General features: G+C 72.3%; 17 protein-coding genes. 16 read left to right on the forward strand and 1 reads right to left on the reverse strand.

Annotation, left to right across the window (positions count from 1 at the left end; genetic code table 11):
• The first annotated feature begins 294 nt into the window (after nt 1–294).
• Together SLW56_RS16930 and SLW56_RS16935 are read left to right on the forward strand one after the other, a co-directional pair.
• On the forward strand, nt 295–618 hold the full coding sequence (locus SLW56_RS16930; protein ID WP_320695207.1) for a transposase: 324 nt from the start codon (nt 295–297) through the stop codon (nt 616–618).
• 15 nt (nt 619–633) lie between these two features.
• Nucleotides 634–810 carry a hypothetical protein gene (locus SLW56_RS16935; protein WP_193312729.1) on the forward strand — a complete coding sequence of 59 codons (177 nt, stop codon included), beginning with the start codon at nt 634–636 and terminating at the stop codon, nt 808–810.
• A gap of 77 nt (nt 811–887) precedes the next feature.
• Here the strand turns inward: SLW56_RS16935 and SLW56_RS16940 are convergent, their stop codons facing one another.
• On the reverse strand, nt 888–1868 hold the full coding sequence (locus SLW56_RS16940) for a LacI family DNA-binding transcriptional regulator (RefSeq protein ID WP_320695208.1): 981 nt from the start codon (nt 1866–1868) through the stop codon (nt 888–890).
• A 161-nt stretch (nt 1869–2029) separates the two neighbouring features.
• On the opposite strand from SLW56_RS16940, the gene ptsP reads away from it, so the two are divergent.
• From ptsP to SLW56_RS17010, 14 genes are all read left to right on the forward strand, one after another.
• Nucleotides 2030–4540: a phosphoenolpyruvate--protein phosphotransferase gene (gene ptsP / locus SLW56_RS16945; protein ID WP_320695209.1), complete on the forward strand. Its 2511-nt coding sequence runs from the start codon at nt 2030–2032 to the stop codon at nt 4538–4540.
• Entirely contained in the window at nt 4537–5490 is a 954-nt protein-coding gene (pfkB, locus tag SLW56_RS16950; protein WP_320695210.1) for a 1-phosphofructokinase, read from the forward strand. Before ptsP ends, pfkB begins: the two co-directional genes overlap by 4 nt.
• Before the next feature lie 55 nt (nt 5491–5545).
• Nucleotides 5546–7270: a fructose-specific PTS transporter subunit EIIC gene (locus SLW56_RS16955; protein WP_267099404.1), complete on the forward strand. Its 1725-nt coding sequence runs from the start codon at nt 5546–5548 to the stop codon at nt 7268–7270.
• Nucleotides 7271–7362: 92 nt separating this feature from the next.
• Nucleotides 7363–8631, forward strand: coding sequence for a carbohydrate porin (locus SLW56_RS16960; RefSeq protein ID WP_043095805.1), 1269 nt, complete (start codon nt 7363–7365; stop codon nt 8629–8631).
• Nucleotides 8632–9225: 594 nt separating this feature from the next.
• A complete protein-coding gene (locus SLW56_RS16965) occupies nt 9226–9933 on the forward strand; it encodes a response regulator transcription factor (protein ID WP_017912289.1) in 708 nt (235 codons plus the stop codon).
• A complete protein-coding gene (locus SLW56_RS16970) occupies nt 9930–11354 on the forward strand; it encodes a sensor histidine kinase (protein ID WP_152181110.1) in 1425 nt (474 codons plus the stop codon). Before SLW56_RS16965 ends, SLW56_RS16970 begins: the two co-directional genes overlap by 4 nt.
• Nucleotides 11351–12781, forward strand: a complete 1431-nt coding sequence (locus SLW56_RS16975) for an efflux transporter outer membrane subunit (protein WP_267084264.1) — start codon at nt 11351–11353, stop codon at nt 12779–12781. Before SLW56_RS16970 ends, SLW56_RS16975 begins: the two co-directional genes overlap by 4 nt.
• Nucleotides 12781–13914, forward strand: a complete 1134-nt coding sequence (locus SLW56_RS16980) for an ABC transporter permease (protein ID WP_267099401.1) — start codon at nt 12781–12783, stop codon at nt 13912–13914. Before SLW56_RS16975 ends, SLW56_RS16980 begins: the two co-directional genes overlap by 1 nt.
• The gene (locus tag SLW56_RS16985) at nt 13911–14675 is read left to right on the forward strand and encodes an ABC transporter ATP-binding protein (RefSeq protein ID WP_017910965.1); all 765 of its coding nucleotides are present in this window, start codon (nt 13911–13913) and stop codon (nt 14673–14675) included. The genes SLW56_RS16980 and SLW56_RS16985 overlap by 4 nt, the downstream gene beginning before the upstream one ends.
• Complete coding sequence (locus tag SLW56_RS16990) at nt 14672–15571, forward strand: HlyD family efflux transporter periplasmic adaptor subunit (protein ID WP_267084263.1); 900 nt, start codon at nt 14672–14674, stop codon at nt 15569–15571. The genes SLW56_RS16985 and SLW56_RS16990 overlap by 4 nt, the downstream gene beginning before the upstream one ends.
• Nucleotides 15572–15663: 92 nt before the next feature.
• Entirely contained in the window at nt 15664–16491 is an 828-nt protein-coding gene (locus tag SLW56_RS16995) for an alpha/beta fold hydrolase (RefSeq protein ID WP_267084262.1), read from the forward strand.
• A complete protein-coding gene (locus SLW56_RS17000; protein WP_017914162.1) occupies nt 16491–16853 on the forward strand; it encodes an EamA family transporter in 363 nt (120 codons plus the stop codon). Before SLW56_RS16995 ends, SLW56_RS17000 begins: the two co-directional genes overlap by 1 nt.
• Complete coding sequence (locus SLW56_RS17005) at nt 16850–17248, forward strand: EamA family transporter (RefSeq protein WP_017914161.1); 399 nt, start codon at nt 16850–16852, stop codon at nt 17246–17248. The genes SLW56_RS17000 and SLW56_RS17005 overlap by 4 nt, the downstream gene beginning before the upstream one ends.
• Nucleotides 17238–18491 (forward strand): DegT/DnrJ/EryC1/StrS family aminotransferase, encoded by a 1254-nt coding sequence (locus SLW56_RS17010; RefSeq protein ID WP_320695211.1) that lies wholly within the window; start codon nt 17238–17240, stop codon nt 18489–18491. Before SLW56_RS17005 ends, SLW56_RS17010 begins: the two co-directional genes overlap by 11 nt.
• Nucleotides 18492–18523: the final 32 nt, after the last annotated feature.

Here is an 18523-nt window from a genome sequence, read left to right on the forward strand (position 1 = left end):
CGGACCTCGTGCATGGTAAGCCGCTGCAGCGGCGCGGACCAGATTGCTCGGCGGAACGCCAGGGTCGCAGATGCGCGCCTCGCATTCACACGCCGCGTCGGCCTCCTTCACAACGCTGCGTGTGAAAGTCGGCGCCCGAGATCACGCTTTGTCGCCGCGCAGGTGCGCGTCTTGTCATGCACACCACATGAGCACCACCTCACCTTTACGCGCCGCGGCCTAGGGTGATGGAGCGGTGGCTGCCAGGGGGGCACCCTCCGCCTCCCTCTTTCCTCTCACTCAAGGAGAACTCGCGTGAGTCACGCTCCGAGCCTGCTCGTGGATGTCGAAGCCGAATTGGCGCACTGGAAGGCGCTGCACGCGGCGGGCAAACTGGGGTCGCAGTCGTTCAGCGAACATGCGCGCCTGATCAAGATGGCCTGCGATGTGTTCCTGCAGTTGCCGCGCGAATCCAACGACGTGCGATTGCAGCGCCTGCGTCAGCGCTACGACGCCGAACACCCCTGGCCGCGCATCGCCTGGAGCGATGCCGAAACCCTGGTCGTCGCCTGCTGGGCGCGCCTCGACGGCTCCGAGCAGCACGACCGCCATCCGGATCCGGCGCCCACCCCCACCTGATCCAGGAGGTTCGTCATGTCCCCGCCCGCCAACCGCGACAACGCCCACGACTCCCAGCAACGCAGCCACACGCCGGACAAGATCCACAACGAAGACGCGCAGTGGAAGGATCGCGACCAACCCGATACCGACCCCAAGCGCGACCACGCCGATCCCGAGCACGACTACCCGCGACCGGACGGCAGCGAGTAAGGACGCCACGACTCCCGCTGCGGCACACCACGGTCGCCGCAGCGGCACCCCTCCCCAACCGCACCGAATGTCGAAGGTCAGCGTAAGCTCGATCCGCGAACGATGCAGCGGCCACTGAGCACCACCTTGCGGGTCGGCTGCGTCGGCGCGTTCATCCGCTCCAGCAGCAGCGACATCGCGGTGCGGCCCATCTCTTCCACCGGCTGTTCGATCACGGTGATCCCGGGCTCGACCAGGTCGGTCCAGCTTTCGTTGTCGAAGCCGGCCAGCGCCAGATCCTGCGGAATGCCCAGGCCGGCCGCGCGCGCGGCCTTCAGCGCGCCCATCAGCAGCAGGCTGTTGCTGGCCACCAGCGCGTCCGGTCGCGGCGTCTGCGCCAGCCAGGCCTGGACCTCGGCGATCGCCGCCTCCGCGCTCGGTGCCACCTCGCGGTAGTCCGGCGTCAGGCCGTGCCCGCGCATCGCCTCCAGATAGCCGTCGCGACGCTCGGCGGCAGTGCTGCTGGTCTTGCCGAACAGGCCGCCGATGCGGCGCACGCCGCGGCCGACCAGGTGATCGACCAGCGCCGCCATCGCCGCGGCGTTATCCAGCACCACGCTGTCGTGCGTACCGCTCTTGCCGGCGCGGTCCAGCAGCACCACCGGATGATCGAAGCTCAACTTGCCCAGTTGGCTCTGGGTGGTGCGGGTGGGGGCGAAGATCAGCCCGCTGACCCGCTCTTCCTGGATCAGTTGCAGATACAGCGCCTCGCGCTGCGGATCCTCGTCGGTATTGCACAGGATCACGCGCATCCCGGCGCGGTAGGCCACGTCCTCGACTGCGCGAATGGCCGCGGTGAAGAACGGATTGCGGATGTCGGCGACGATCAGCCCCACCACCCCGGAGTGCTGCGAGCGTAGCCGCCGTGCCATCAGGTTGGGGCGGTAGCCGGTCTCGCGCACCGCCGCTTCCACCCGTGCGCGCACCTCCTCGCTGACGGGGCCGTGGCCCAGTGCCCGCGACACGGTCGAGGTCGAGACGCCGGCGACGCGCGCCACGTCGTGGATGCTGACGCTCACTGGCAACGTTCCCGCTTCTTTTCCATGTCGACCCCCTGTCGTGTGGCGCTACCGGATAGTAGCACCAAGCTTTTCCGAAAGAATTGTGCACTGCACATTGACGATAGACTGGGAACGTTCCCACACTGCGCCCACTTGCCGCCCACCCTCAAGGATTCCGCGTGTCCCAGACGCCCGCCTCTCCCCTGGTTTCCAGCGACCTGGTCCGGGTCGATGTCCAGGCCCGCGACAAGGCCGACGCAATCGCCAAGGCGGCGCAGTTGCTGGTCGCCGCCGGCTGCGTGCCGCCGGCCTACGAGGCCAGCATGCTGCGCCGCGAAGCGCTGGCCAACACCTTCCTGGGCCATGGCGTGGCGATCCCGCACTGCACCGGCGAGGACCGCCACCTGGTGCGCCGCGACGGCATCGCGGTGCTGCAGCTGCGCGACGGCGTGGAGTGGAACCCGGGCCAGACCACCCACCTGGTGGTCGCCATCGCCGCCCAGTCCGACACCCACATCACCGTGCTGCGGCGCCTGACCAGGCTGATCCAGGATCCGCCCAAGCTGGAGGCGCTGTTCGCCAGCGACGACCCGCAGGCGATCGTCGCCGCCCTGAGCGAGGATGCGGCCGCCCCCGCGCCCGCCGCCGCGGCCAGCGACCTGGCCGAGCGCTTCGACTGGACCGTGCGCTACCCCACCGGGCTGCACGCGCGCCCGGCCACGCGCTGGGTGGAAACCGCGCGCGGCTTCGCCGCCCGCATCCAGGTGCGCGCCGGCGACCAGGTCGGCGACGCCAAGAACCTGGTGTCGCTGCTGCAACTGGGCCTGCACGCCGGCGACACCGTGACCATTTCCGCCGAAGGCCAGGACGCCGCCGCGGCGCTGGCACGGCTGCGCAGCGTGATCGACGGCCTGACCGCGCAGGAGCAGGCCGATGCCGACGCCGCGGCGCAACGTCGCGCCGCGCCGGTCGCCGGCTGGACCTCGCCGCAGGCGCAGCCGGCCATCGTCGGCATCGGCGCCAGCCCCGGCCTGGCGATCGGCGTGGTGCACAAGCTGGCCGGCCACGACGTCGCGGTGGCGGACACGCCCGTGCCGCTGAGCGACGGCGGCGCCCTGCTGCACGACGCCCTGCAGCGCACCCGCACGCAACTGCAGGCCATCGAGGAGGACACCCGGCGCCGCCTCGGCGCCGGCGATGCGGCGATCTTCCGCGCCCAGGCCGAACTGCTCAACGACACCGACCTGATCACCCTGGCCTGCCAACTGATGGTCGAGGGCCACGGCGTCGCCTGGTCCTGGCAGCAGTCGGTGGAGCGCCTGGCCAACAAGCTTTCGGCGCTGGGCAATGCGGTGCTGGCCGGACGCGCCAGCGACCTGCGCGACGTCGGCCGCCGGGTGCTGGCGCACCTGGATCCAAGCCTGGCCGGCGGCAGCCTGGCGCAATTGCCGGCCGCGCCGTGCATCCTGCTCGCCCACGACCTGTCGCCGTCGGACACCGCCAACCTCGACACCGGCCGCGTGCTCGGCCTGGCCACCGCGGTGGGCGGACCGACCTCGCACACCGCGATCCTCTCGCGCACCCTCGGCCTGCCGGCGCTGGTCGCTGGCGGCGCCGACCTGCTGGACCTGGAGGACGGCGCCACCGTCATCGTCGACGGCAGCAGCGGCCGCCTGTACCTGGCGCCGTCGGAGGCCGACCTGGCCTCGGCCCGCGCCTACATCGAGGAACAGCAGCAACTGCGCGCGCGCGAGGCCGAGCAGCGCAACCAGCCGGCACAGACCGAAGACGGCCATCGCCTGGAGATCGGCGCCAACGTCAACCTGCCCGAGCAGGTCGCCGCGGCACTGGCGCAGGGCGCCGAGAGCGTGGGCCTGATGCGCACCGAATTCCTGTTCCTGGAGCGCGGCAGCACGCCCAGCGAGGACGAGCAGTACGCCACCTACACGGCGATGGCGCAGGCGCTGGACGGCCGCGCGCTGATCGTGCGCGCCCTGGACATCGGCGGCGACAAGCAGGTGGCGCACCTGAACCTGCCGCGCGAGGACAACCCGTTCCTGGGCGTGCGCGGCGCGCGCCTGCTGCTGCGCCGCGCCGACCTGCTGCAACCTCAGCTGCGCGCGCTGTACCGCGCGGCCAAGGACGGCGCGCGCCTGGCGATCATGTTCCCGATGATCACCTCGGCGGCGGAACTGCTGACGCTGCGCGCCGAATGCGAGCGCCTGCGCGCGGAACTGCAGGCGCCGGAGGTGCCGCTGGGCATCATGATCGAAGTGCCGGCCGCGGCGATCCAGGCCGATGCGCTGGCGAAACACGCGGACTTCTTCTCGATCGGCACCAACGACCTGACCCAGTACACCCTGGCCATCGACCGGCAGAACCCGGACCTGGCCGCCGAGGCCGACAGCCTGCACCCGGCGGTGCTGCGCCTGATCCGCACCACCGTCGAGGGCGCCGCGCGCCACGGCCGCTGGGTCGGCGTGTGCGGCGGCCTGGCCGGCGATGCGTTCGGCGCGGCCCTGCTGGCCGGCCTGGGCGTGCACGAGCTGTCGATGACGCCCAACGACATCCCCGCGGTGAAGGCGCGCCTGCGCGGCAGCCGTCTGGATGCGCTGCAGGCGCTGGCGCAGCGCGCGCTGGACTGCGCGAGCGCGGCCGAGGTGCGGGCGCTCGACGGAGCCGACGCATGAGCGTCGATGCCGTCACCGTCACTCTGAACCCGGCGATCGACCTGACCGTGGCGATCGACCGGCTGCAGCCCGGCCAGGTGCACCGTGCGCGCAGCGCCCACGCCATCGCCGGCGGCAAGGGCATCAACGTCGCCGCCTGCCTGGCCGATGCCGGCCTGCGCTGCGCCGCGCTCGGCGTGCTCGGCGCCGGCAATGCGCCGGTGTTCGAGGCGCTGTTCGCCGAGCGCGGCATCGACGACCGCTGCCTGCGCGTGCCCGGCGACACCCGCAGCAATCTCAAGCTGGTCGCCGACGACAGCGGCGCCACCACCGATATCAACCTGCCCGGCCTGGCCCTGGACCAGGCCCAGCTCGATACCGTCGGCGCGCGCCTGGCCGAGCTGCTGCGTCCCGGCCTGCCGGTGGTGCTCAGCGGCAGCCTGCCGGCGGGCCTGGCCGAGGACACCTGGCGGCAACTGCAGGCGCAGGCTGCCGCCGCCGGCGCACGGGTGCTGCTGGACACCAGCGGTGCGCCGCTGCACGCCGCCCTGGATGCGCCGCGCGCGCAACTGCCGTTCGCGATCAAGCCCAACCGCCACGAGCTGGAGGAATGGGCCGGCGCGCCGCTGGCGAGCACCGCCGAGCTGCTCGGCGCAGCGCGCGCGCTGCTGGCGCGCGGCATCGGCCTGGTCGTGGTGTCGCTGGGCAGCGATGGCGCGCTGTTCGTGCGCGGCGAGCAGGCGCTGCTGGCGCAGCCGCCGCAGCTGACCGGCGGCAGCAGCGTCGGCGCCGGCGACGCGATGGTCGCCGGCCTGGTCGCGGCCTTGCGTGCCGACGCCGACCTGGCCACCTGCGCGCGCCAGGCCACCGCCTTCGCCGTGGCCACCCTGGGCAGCGGCGTCGCCCGCCGGCTGCCGCGCGAGCGCCTGGCCGACCTGGCCGCCGCGGTCCGCGTGGAGACCCTGGCATGACTTCCGCCGCGTCGCTGCTGTGCGCCGCGTCCTCTTGCGCTCATCGGGAGCCCGCATGAATCCGATCCTCGTGGTGATCGCCGCCGGCGATCGCAGTACCGAAGCCGTCCTCGCCGCCGAAGCGCTGCGCCATGCCGCCACGCTGCGGGGTGCGACGCTGCAGGCCGAGGTGCGCACGCCGCAGGGCGTGATCGCCCCGCTGGACCTGGCCGCCGCTCCCACCGCCGCGCCGCTGCTGCTGGTCGGCGACGGCGACGTCGATGCCGCCCGCTTCGCCGGCCGCAGCGCGCAGCGCAGCAGCCTGGACGCGGTGCTGGCCGATGCCGGCGCGGTGCTGGCGCCGCTGCTGACCGCGGCCACCGCCACCGCCGGCGCGGCCGCTGTCGGCGGCACCGAGGGCGCCGGCAAGCGCATTGTCGCCATCACCTCCTGCCCCACCGGCATCGCCCACACCTTCATGGCCGCCGAGGGCCTGCAGCAGGCGGCCAAGGCGCTGGGCCACCAGATCCGGGTGGAAACCCAGGGCTCGGTCGGCGCGCAGGACGCGCTCAGCGCCGAGGAGATCGCCGCCGCCGACCTGGTGCTGATCGCCGCCGACCGCGAGGTCGACCTCGGCCGCTTCGGCGGCAAGCGCCTGTTCAAGAGCGGCACCAAGCCGGCGATCAACGACGGCCCGGCACTGATCCGCAAGGCCCTGGCCGAGGCCAGCGTGCACGCCGCCGGCAATGGCGGCAGCGCCCCGGCCAAGGCCCAGGGCGGCCGCTCCGCCGGCCCGTACAAGCACCTGATGACCGGCGTGTCGTTCATGCTGCCGTTCGTCACCGCCGGCGGCCTGCTGATCGCGCTGGCGTTCGCGCTCGGCGGCATCTACGCCTTCGACGACGCGCACAAGGGCACCCTGGCCTGGTCGCTGTTCCAGATCGGCGCCAAGGCCGGCTTCACCCTGATGGTGCCCGCCCTGGCCGGCTACATCGCCTACTCCATCGCCGACCGCCCCGGCATCGCACCCGGCATGATCGGCGGCATGGTCGCGGCCAACCTCGGCGCCGGCTTCATCGGCGGCATCCTGGCCGGGTTCATCGCCGGCTACGGCGTGGCCGCGCTGAACCGGGCGATCAAGCTGCCGCGCACGCTCGAGGGCCTGAAGCCGGTGCTGATCCTGCCGGTGCTGGGCACCCTGCTGGTCGGCCTGGCCATGCTCTACGTGGTCGGCCAGCCGGTGGCCGAGCTGCTGGCCTGGCTCACCGAATGGCTGCGCGGCATGCAGGGCAGCAGCGCGGTGCTGCTGGGCCTGCTGCTGGGCGCGATGATGGCCTTCGACATGGGCGGGCCGGTCAACAAGGCCGCCTATGCCTTCTCCACCGGCCTGATCGCCAGCCAGGTGTACACGCCGATGGCCGCGGCGATGGTCGCCGGCATGACCCCGCCGCTGGGCATCGCCCTGGCCACCTGGGTGTTCCGCAGCCGCTTCACCCAGGACGAGCGCGGCAGCAGCGCCGCCACCGGCGTGCTCGGCCTGGCCTTCGTCACCGAAGGCGCGATCCCGTACGCCGCACGCGATCCGCTGCGCACCATCCCCGCGCTGATGCTCGGCTCGGCGCTGGCCGGCGCCATCTCGATGGCCGCCGGCGCCGAGCTGAAGGTGCCGCACGGCGGTGTGTTCGTGCTGCCGATCCCCAACGCGGTCAGCCACCTGGGCATGTACCTGGTGGCGCTGCTCGCCGGCACCGTGGTCACCGCGGTGGCGCTGCGGGTGCTGAAGAAGCCGGTTCTCGCCTGATCCCGTCCATGCGCCGGCGCGTCGCCACGCGATGCCCCTCCCCCCGTCGCCGCTGGCGGCGCGCCGGCCTTTCCCTGCTGAGGAGTTCTGCCATGTCCCGTCCCCTCGTCTCGTCCCTGCCCCTGGCCACCCTGGCGCTGGCGCTCGCCGCACCGCTGGCCCATGCCCAGGACGCCAGCGACGCCTTCAAGCTCAAGCTCGCCTACACCGGCGAAGGCGCGGTGTCGCTGGACGGCGGCAAGCATGAGGGCAGCGCCTACGCCGGGCAGCTGATGTTCGGCACCGACGTGGACCTGCAACGGCTGATGGGCTGGAACGGCGCCACGCTGAAGGTCTACGGCATCAACCGCCACGGCACCAACCTGGCCAACGGCAACATCGGCAACAGCACCTCGGTGCAGGAAATCTACGGCGGCCAGGGCACGCGCCTGGCCAATTTCACCATCGACCAGAAGCTGTTCAACGACCGCCTGGAACTGGAGGCCGGCCGCAGCGTGGCCAACATCCACTTCCTTGGCTCGGAGCTGTGCGGCTACTTCCAGGGCAACTCGGCCTGCGGCAACCCGACCTTCGTGTTCCGCACCAGCAACTTCACCTACTGGCCGGTGTCCAGCTGGGCCGCGCATGCCAAAGCCTGGGTGACCCCGAACGTCTACGTCCACGTCGGCGCCTACGAGGTCAACCCGATCCAGGCCGAACGCGGCCAGCACGGCCTCAACTGGAGCACCAACGACCGCACCGGCGTGATCGTGCCCTATGCGATCGGCTACAGCACCCAGGCCAGCGGCGCGCGCCTGCCGGCGATGTACGAACTCGGCGGCTGGCAGGACAATTCGGACTACCGCGATCCGCTCAACGACCGCAACGGCAACCCGGCGCGGCTGAGCGGGCTGGACTACGCCACCCGCAGCGGCCGTTCCGGCGCGTTCTTCCGCTTCGAACAGCAGGTCACCCGCCCCGATCCGGACAGCAATCGCGGGCTGGTGCTGTTCGGCTCGGTGCTCAAGGGCACCTCCGGGCAGTTGATCGAAGACCATTTCCTGGAGTTGGGCCTGGTCCAGCGCGGCACCTTCGCCAGCCGCCCGCAGGACAACATCGCCTTCGTCGTCACCCAGCAGCACTACAGCGACGACGCCCTGGAAGACCTGCGCCTGGCCCGCGCCGCGGCCGGCGGCAGCGGCACCCCGCACCGGTCCCAGACCATGATGGAGCTGAGCTACGGCATCCAGGTGACCCCGCAACTGCGCATCGCCCCGAACCTGCACTACATCGTGCACCCGGACCAGTTCAACGAGCCGGCCCGTACCCGCGACCTGCCCAATGCCTTGGTGGCCGGGTTGCGGCTGGACTGGGCGCTCTGAGGGGCCGGGATTCGGGAGTCGGGATTGGGGATTCGCAAAGGCGGGCGGACTGCGGCCTGAAAGTTTGCGTGCAGACGCGGCGCGCGGTCTGACGCTGACAGCATCAGTGCAGACCGACCCATCCGCGCAGATGCCGACATGATTCACTCTCGATAGCGGCACGTTGAACGCACGAGGCCCCGGCATGCCGGGGCCTCGTGCGTTTTCTTCCCTTCGATTCCGATCGCAGTGGCGCTGCGCCGATCCGTCGGCGCCTGCGGGAGCGAAACGTGGCCGGCGAATCGAGATCCGTTCGATTCCGTGCGAGCCGTCTCCCTGGCGCGGGAGCGGTGACGTTGCCGACCCGTTCATGATGCCGCGGACCCGGGGGCGTGAGGATCGGCGGATGCCGCGGCCGGCTATAGGGTTTTTCCTACCCGGCGGGGTCAGGACCGGCGAGCGCGCAGCGATGTCATGGATGATAATGGTCATCACCGCATCGCAGAATCTGGATACACACTCCATCGAAGCTACATCGACGTATGTGAACGTAGTGACTTCGCCGCCGCCGATTACGACGGTTTTCCCACATCCCCGTTGCAAGCATTTCGCATCATGCGCATCCTGGTCGCCGAAGACGATACGTCCATTGCCGTTGCATTGCGCGACTCGCTCGCCGAGTGCGGCCACGTAGTGGACCATGTCGGCGACGGTGCCGCCGCCGAGCGCGCGCTCGGTAGCGAAAGCTATCAACTGCTGGTACTGGACCTGGGCCTGCCGCGCCGCGACGGTCTACAGGTACTGCAGCGCCTGCGCGCGCGCCGCGACGAGATCCCGGTGCTGGTGGTGACGGCGCGCGATGCCGTGGAAGACCGCATCCACGCGCTCGACCAGGGCGCCGACGACTACCTGATCAAGCCCTTCGAACTGTCCGAGTTCCTCGCCCGCACCCGCGCGCTCCTGCGTCGCAGCAGCAGCGGCGGCGTGCCGGAACTGGTGCTGGGGCAACTGCGCATCAACCTGGCCGGGCGCCGGGTGTGGCTGCAGGACCAGCCGCTGGACCTGACCGCGCGCGAGTTCGCGCTGCTGGAGACCCTGCTGCTGCGCAGCGGTCGCGTGGTCAGCCGCAGCCAGCTGACCGAAGCGCTGTGCGACTGGCAGCACGAAATCACCGACAACGGCCTGGACATCTCCATGCACCGCCTGCGGCGCAAACTGCACGGCGCCGGCGTCGGCATCCGGACCATCCGCGGCCTGGGCTATCTGCTGGAGGAGTCGCGCGCCGCCTCACCGGCCGCCGACCACGCACAGCTGCCGCAGTGAGCGCGACCGCGGCCGCGCAGTCGCCGGCATACCGCCACCCCAGCCTGCGCCAGCGACTGCTGGCGTTCCTGCTGATTCCGACCATGCTGCTGATGCTGGTGGTGTCGGCGCTGTTCTACCTGCTGATGCTCAAGTACACCAATCACGTCCACGACATGGACCTGAAGGAGGACACGCAGGGCCTGGCCAATGCGGTCAACGACCCCGGCGAGCGCATGCCGCTGACCCTGCAGGCGCGGCAACTGCTGGAGTACAGCAGCGACGGCCGGGTGTTCTTCAAGCTCGACAGCCGCCGCCACGGGGTGATCAGCGGCAGCACCCAGCCGATTCCGGCGCATCCGGATCCGGCCGAAGTCGGCCGGGTGATGCTGTACGACGACCGCATGGACAACGGCGTGCCGGTGCGTGTGGCCAGCCTGTTGCTGCCCTCGGCGCTGGAACCGGGCGACTGGCTCACCGTGTCGGTGGCCGAGACCCTGGACGACCGTCACCGCCGCGCCCGCGAGATCCTGGTATTGATGCTGCCGACCGAACTGCTGCTCACCTGCTCGCTGCTGGTGCTGGTCTGGCACGGCGTGCGGGTCGGCCTGCGCATGCTGGAGCCGGCGGTGCGGCGGCTCGACGACAGCCAGCGCGACCTCAGCCCGGTGTCCGGTCCCGACATCCCGGTGGAGATCGTGCCGCTGACCCAGGCCATCGACGGCCTGCTCGGCCGCCTCAAGCACATGATGGCGCTGCAGGAACGCTTCCTCGCCGACGCCGCGCATCAACTGCGCACGCCGCTGGCCGGGCTGAGCATGCACGTGCAGCGCGCCCAGGCCAGCCAGCGCCCGGAAGACACCGCGCAGGCGCTGCAGCACATCCGCCAGCTGACCGACCGCGCCACCCGCACCTCCACCCAGCTGCTGGCGCTGACCCGCACCCAGGCCCCGCGCGAGAGCATCCGCCCGCTGCTGCCGCTGGATCTGGCGCAATGGCTGCCGCAGGCGCTGGCCGAGCGCATCCCCGACGCCCTGCACGCCGGCGTGGACCTGGGCTACGACGGCGGCGACGACGACGCGGCTGCGGCCTGGGTCGCCGCCGACGCCTATGCGCTGCGCGAACTGCTCGACAACCTGCTGGACAACGCGTTCCGCCACGCCGCCGGCCGTGTGGTCACGGTCAGCCTGCGGCGCGATCCGCTGTCCGTGCGCCTGGCCGTGGACGACGCCGGCAGCGGCATCGACGAGGCCCTGCTGCCGCGCCTGGGCGAGCGCTTCTTCCGCGCCCCGGACGCGCCCGAAGGCGGCACCGGCCTGGGCCTGGCGATCGTCGCCAACATCGCCGCCCGCCACCACGCCACGCTGCGCTACCGGCGCTCGGCGCTGGGTGGCCTGCGTGCGGAGCTGGACCTGCCGGCCGGCGCGGAGCCGCAGGCATGAGCCGGATCCGGATCCGCCCGGCCAGCGTGCTGACGCTGGCCGCCGCGCTGGCCCTGGCCGGCTGCGCCAGCACGCCGTTGCCGGACCTGCCGCAACAGTCGCTGCCCGCGCGATGGAGCAGCCCGACGCCGCAGGCCGCGGTCCCGCGCCCACCCGGCACGGCCTGGTGGCAGGACTTCCACGACCCGCAGCTCGATGCGCTGGTCGCGCAGGCGCTGCGCGACGACCTCAACGTCGGCCAGGCACTGGCCAAGCTGCGCGCGGCGCGGCGCCTGGATACCGTGGCCGGCGCATCGCAACGCCCGCAGCTGCGTGCGCGCACCCTCGACCCGATCGATCCCGACGCCAGCGCCTCGTTCCTGGTGGTCGGGCTCGACTCGGAATGGGAGTTGCCGCTGTTCGGCCGCGGCGAGGCGACCCGGCGCATGGCCCGCGGCGATCTGGACAATGCCCAGGCCGACCTGGCGCAGGTACGCGCGGCGACCATCGCCGAGGTGACCCGCAACTGGATCGACCTGCGCCACGCGCAGCAGGCGGAGCGGCTGCAGCAGGATGTCGTCGCCGCCCGCCAGCGCCAGGCGACCCTGCAGGCGACGCTGGTCGACCTGCATCTGGCCACGCCGGCTTCCGCGGCGCAGGCGCAGGCTGCCGCACTGCAGGCGCAAACCGCCCTGGACGAGCCGCGCGATGCCGCCGCCGCAGCCGCGCGGCGCCTGGCGGTGCTGCTGGGCCGCGACACGCCCGACCCGGCATGGAGCACGGCCGCGGCCAGCGCCGCGCCGACGGCGTTGCAGATCGCCGCGGTCGACAGCGTCCCGGCCGACCTGCTGCGCCGGCGCCCGGACATCGCCACGCGCGAAGCCGAGGTGCTGAGCGCGGCCGGCGCGCTGGATCTGGCCCGCGCCGATCAGTACGGCAGCATCGGCCTGGGCGGTTCGATCCGCTGGTCGACCACCCTGCTGAGCCATCGCCGCACCGCCACCCACGGCATCGCCTCGTTCGGCCCGGTGATCGACATTCCGCTGTTCGACTGGGGCATCCGCCATGCCAAGGCCAAGGCGCGCGGCGACCTGCTGGAAGCGGCCACCCTGGCCTACCGGCAGACCGTGCTGGAGGCAGTCAACGAGGTCGAGGACGCGCTGACCGCACTGGAACAGCAGCGGCGCAACGTCGAGACCCAGCAGCAGGTGCTGCAGGCACAGCAGCAGGCCAGCGAGGTCGCGCAGCAGCGCCGGCGGCTGGGCCTGGGCAGCGACCTGGACGTGGCCACGCAACAGGCCGCGCGCGACCAGGCCGCCCTGGAACTGCTGGAAGCGCAGCGCCAGCGCGACCTGGCCTACGTCGCCCTGCACACCGCACTGGGCAGCGCCACTGCGCCGATCCCCGGCACCGGCGCCGTCAGCAACCACGAAGGCGCGCAGCCCTGATGGTCGCGCTGGCCCGCCAGACCCTGCGCTACGAGTGGCGCCGCTTCCTGCCGGTGGTGGTGTCGGTGGGCTTCGCCAGCCTGTTGCTGCTGCTGCAGACCGCACTGGTGCTGGGCATCTTCGGCAGCGCCAGCGTCTATGTGTCCGGCTCCGATGCCGACCTGTGGCTGGGCTATCCCGGCACGCAGAGCGTGGACCAGGGCCGCGCCATCGATCCGGACGCGGCCGCGCCGCTGTACCTGGACCCGCGGGTGGCGCAGGTCGAGCCGTTCATCTGGTTCGACGGCGACTGGCGCGGCCCCGGCGACACCGGCGCGGTGTCGGTCTACATCTCCGGCATCGACACCCGCGACGGCGGGCTGATGTTCTCCCGTCTGCTCAGCCCCGCCCTGCGCGCGGCGCTGCGCGAACCGGACACCGTGGTGGTGGACCGCGCGGAACTGGACAAGCTCGGCGTCGGCGTCGGCAGCAGCGCGCGCATCAATGGTCATCGCGTGCGGGTGATCGGAGTCGGCCGCGGCCTGCGCGCGCTGGGCGGGGTCAACGTGGTGGCCTCGCTGGACACCGCGCGCGCGCTCAACAGCGACACCGCGCATCCGGACTGGCCGACCTACATGGTGGCCAGGCTGCGCCCCGGCGCCGACCCGCAGGCGGTGGCGCAGGCGATCGACAGCGCGGTCACGCGACCGCGCGTGGAAGCCTGGAGCGCCGACGATTTCGCCCGGCGCAGCATCCTGTTCTGGATGTTCGACACCGGCGCCGGCTCCGGCGTGCTGTTCCTCGGCGGCATCGTGCTGCTGGTCGGCGTGGCCATCACCAGTCAGACCCTGCTCGGCACCGTGCTCGGCGCCGCGCGCGAGTACGCCACGCTCAACGCGCTGGGCGTGAGCATGCGCAACCTGCGCTGGGTGGTGCTGGAACAGGCCGCCTGGGTCGGTGCGCTGGGCCTGATCGGCGCCAGCGCGCTGGGCGCGGCGCTGGTCGCGCTGGCCCGCGCGCACGACGTGCCGGTGGCGTTCAACGCCAGCGGCTGGGGCCTGTGCGTGTGTGCGGTGATGCTGCTGACCGTGGTCTCGGCCCTCGCCGCGCTGCGCGGGCTGCGCCGCGCCGATCCGGCGTTGCTGCTGAGATGAGCCGCATCGTCGCCCCCGCCGCGCTGCATCCGGCCGCCGCCACCCTCAGCGGCAGCGGACTGTGCAAGAGCTTCGTCTCCGGCAGCCTGCGCACGCCGGTGCTGCGCGACGTGGAACTGCAGGTGTGGCCGGGCGAGCTGACCCTGATCTCCGGCCCGTCGGGCTGCGGCAAGAGCACCCTGCTGTCGATCCTCAGCGGCCTGCAGCGCGCCGACGCCGGCCGGGTGCTGGCGCTGGGCGAGGAACTGGGCGCGCTCGGCGCCACCGCGCTGGAGCAGTTCCGCCTGCGCCACACCGGCTTCATCTTCCAGGGCTTCAACCTGTTCCCGGCGCTGTGCGCGCTGGACCAGGTGCGGCTGCCGCTGCAGTACATGGGCCTGGCCCCGGCCGAAGTGCGCAGCCGTGCAGAGGAAGCGCTGGCCGAGGTCGGCATCGCCCACCGCCAGCACCTGCGCCCGGCCGAACTGTCCGGCGGCGAGAAGCAGCGCGTGGCGATCGCCCGCGCGCTGGCCAAGCACCCGGCGCTGCTGTTCGCCGACGAACCCACCAGCGCGCTGGACGCCGGCAACGGCCAGATCGTGATCGACCTGCTGCACCGCATTGCGCGCCGCCACAACACCATGGTGCTGTGCGTGAGCCACGACCCGCGCCTGATCCGCCATGCCGACCGCGTGCTGTCGATGGAGGACGGCCGCATCCTCGACGACCGCCGCGTCAACGCGCCGCCCTCGCCCCTGCCCTCACGGAATCCCGCACCATGAAAGCGTTCGCCGCCGCGCCCCTGCTGAGCCTGCTGCTGGCCGCATGCGCGCCCTCGGACCGCACGCCGGCCCCGGCGCCGGCCGCCCCCCCTGCCTACCTGGCGGTGGCGCGCGGCCGCATCGATGTGGAAGGCGGCGTGCTCAAGCTCGGCCTGCCGGTCGCCGCGACCCTGCGCGAGGTACCGGTACACGAGGGCGACGCGGTGCAGAAAGGCGCCGTGCTGGTCGCCGGCGACGACCGCGCCGCCGCGGTCGAGCTGGACATCGCCCGTACCCGCGCGCAGGCCGCTGCGACCCACCTGAAACAACTGCAGCAGCGCCTGCAAAGCGCCCAGCAGAAGCAGCGGCGGCTGGCCGAGGCCGCGCGCCTGGGCGCCGGCGACGGGCAGACCGCAGACGATGCCAGCGACGCGGTACAGAGCCTGGCCGACGCGCTGGACACCGCACGCAGCGACGCGGCGCTGGCCGACGCGCAGGTGCGCGCGGCCGAACTGCAGCGCGCGCAGTACCGGCTGCAGGCGCCGGTCGCCGGCCGCGTCCTGCAGCTGTCGGCCGCGGTCGGCGCGCGCAGCGAGGCCAACGCGCCGCTGCTGACCCTGCTGCCGGACGCGCCGCGCCTGGTCCGCGCCGAATTGAACGAAAGCTATGCCGGCAGCGTCACCCCGGGCATGGCCGCCGAGGTCATCAGCGACGACGGACGCCAGACCGTGCTCGGCCAGGCGGTGGTGCGTTGGCTGGCGCCGGCCTACGGCCCGACCCAGTTGCACGACGACGCCACGCCCGCCGGCAACGACCGCAGCGTGGCCTGCGTGCTGGCCTTCACCCAGCCCTCGACCCTGCGCCTGGGCCAGCGCGTGCTGGTGCGCTTCCGCAACCAGGCCGCGGCCAAGCATTGAGCTTGCACGCCGCCGCAGCGGCGAAAGGCTGCTGAAACGCGCAGCGGCGACCCTGCACGGATTGCCGAGACTGCGCAGCCGCGCCCATTCACATGATCCAATCTGCCGAGTTCCACTTCGAAGGCGGCCGCAATGGCGTGCTGCTGATCCATGGCCTGACCGGCACGCCCAGCGAAATGCGCCTGCTCGGCAAGAGCCTGAACCGCGAAGGCTTCAGCGTCCATGGCGTGCAGCTGGCCGGCCACTGCGGCGACGAGGACGACCTGCTCGCCACCAACTGGCGCGACTGGTACGCCAGCGTCGAGGCGGCGGCCGCGCGCATGCGCCCACAGGTCGACCGGCTGTTCGTGGCCGGGCTGTCGATGGGCGCGGTACTGGCGCTGCGCCTGGCGCAGGAGCGTCCGCAATGGGTGGACGGGGTCGGCGTGCTCGGCGCCACCTTCCGCTACGACGGCTGGAACATCCCCAAGCGCGCGCGGCTGGCGTTCCTGCTGCCGTGGTTCAAGCGCCTGGGCATCGGCAAGCGCCGCATGTTCCTGGAAGAGCCGCCGTACGGCCTGCGCGACGAGCGCATCCGCGCCCAAATCAGCAGCGCGATGCTCGGCGGCGACAGCAGCGCCGCAGGCCTGCCCGGCAACCCCTGGCACGCCCTGGCCGAGATGTACCTGCTCGCGCGCGAGGTGCGCCGCGACCTGCCCAAGGTCGTCGCGCCATGCCTGGTCGCGCACGCGACCGAGGACGACATCGCCGACCTGCGCAATGCGCGGCTGGTGATCGCCAACGTGTCCGGGCCGACGGAGCTGCTGCTGCTGCACGACAGCTATCACATGATCACCCTGGACCGCGAACGCCGCGTGCTCGGCGCGCGCCTGGCGCAATTCTTCGCCGCCCTGTGCGCGCCGCAGCAGGCCGCCGCCTGATGGCGATGACCGGCTCGGTAGTGGGCATCTGGCTGGCGACGGTGGCGCTCGACACCGCCGGCCAATTGGCCTTCAAGTACGTGGCCAGCCACCCGCAGGGCACCGGCATGGCGCGCTGGCAGCGCATGGCGCGGCAGCCGCAGCTGTGGTTCGGCGTGGCCTGCTACGTGCTCGAATTCCTCGCCTGGACCGCGTTCCTGTCGCTGGTGCCGCTGGGCCGCGGCGTGCTGCTGGGCTCGATCAACATCGTGGCGATCATGCTGGCCGGGCGCTGGCTGTTCGGCGAACGCCTGGGGCGCATGCAGGTGGCCGGCATCTGCCTGGTCAGCGCCGGCGTGGCCGTGGTGGGGCTGGGCTCATGAGCCGGCCGCCGCTGCATCGCTATGCGGTGGGCTTCGCCCTGCTGCTGAGCTTCGACACCCTGGCGCAGATCGGCTTCAAGCTGGCCGGCACGCACGCGTTCCCGCCGCAGGCCGAACTGGCCTGGGTGCTGCGCCTGCTCGGCAGCCCATGGCTGTACGCGGCGCTGCTCGGCTACATCGGCGCCTTCTTCACCTGGATGAAGCTGCTCGAGCACGCGCCGATCGGCCCGGCGTTCGCCGCCTCGCACCTGGAAGTGGTCAGCGTGATGCTGCTGTCGGCCTGGTGGTTCAACGAACACATCGGCCTGTTGCAGGCGCTGGGCGCGGCGCTGATCGTCGGCGGCATCGTCTGCCTGGCGATCGGCGAGCGCGCGGATCCCGCCGATGCGCACTGAAATCCCACCGACCGCCGGCCTGCCGCTGCAGTGGGGCGACCTGTGGCCAGGCCGGCCGCGCGAACGCCTGGCCAGCGCGCTCGGCCTGCCGCAGGCCCTGCTGACCTGCTCGGGCACCGCCGCGCTGATCGTGGCCCTGCGCACCCTGACCGCGGCCAACCGGCGCCGGCAGGTGCTGGTGTCGGCCTATACCTGCCCGCTGGTGGCGCTGGCGGTGGCGCACTGCGGCCTGCAACTGGTGCTGTGCGATCTGCTGCCCGGCTCGCTGGAACTGGACCCGGTGCAGCTGGCGCAGCGCTGCGGCAGCGACACCCTGGCCATCATCGCCACCCATCTGGGCGGGCGTCTGATCGACCTGGCACCGCTGCGCCGCGCCGCCGAAGGCTGCGGCGCGCTGCTGATCGAGGACGCGGCGCAGGCGCTGGGCGGCGTGCATCCCGACGGCCGCCCGGCCGGCCTCGGCGGCGACATCGGCTTCTGCAGCCTGGCCGCCGGCAAGGGACTCACGCTGTACGAAGGCGGGCTGCTGATGTCGCGGCATGCGCCGCTGCAGCGCAGTCTGGCCGACACCGCCGCGCGCCTGGGCCAGCGCGACTGGCGCTGGGAACTGCGGCGCAGCCTGGAACTGCTCGGCTACGCCGCGCTGTACCGGCCGCAGCCGCTGCGCTGGGCGTACGGCGCACCGGTGCGCCGCGCGCTGCGCCGCGGCGACCGCATCGGCGCGGCCGGCGACCGCTTCGGCACGGCCATCGCCCAGCACGCGGTCGGCGCCTGGCGCGAAGGCGTGGGCGTGCGCGCCAGCGCCCGCTGGCCGGCATTTCTTGCGCAGATCCGCGAACAGGGCCGGCGCCGCAGCGCACGCCTGGCCGGCATCCCCGGCCTGAGCGTGATCGCCGATACCCCCGGCGCCCAGGGCAGCTGGCCGATCCTGATGGTGCTGCTGCCCGATGCGGCCGCACGCGAATCGGTGCTGGGTGCGCTGTGGCCGCGCGGACTCGGCGTGGCGGTGCCGTTCGTGCATGCCCTGCCCGACTACGACTACCTGGACGGCATCGTCGAAAGCACGCCGATGCCCAACGCCAGCGACTTCGCCGCACGCTGCCTGAGCATCAGCAACAGCCCCTGGCTGGACGAGGCGCGCTTCGAGACCATCGTGGCCACGCTGCAGGCGGCCTGCGCCGGCGCGGTCGGGCCGGCGCCGCTGGATGTCGACCTGGTGCACGCCGCTGCGCCGAGCGCTTGATCGGGCGACATGCGACTTCGCCAGCGTCGCGA

The organism is Xanthomonas sp. LF07-6 (assembly GCF_034105445.1).
GTDB lineage: Bacteria > Pseudomonadota > Gammaproteobacteria > Xanthomonadales > Xanthomonadaceae > Xanthomonas_A > Xanthomonas_A sontii.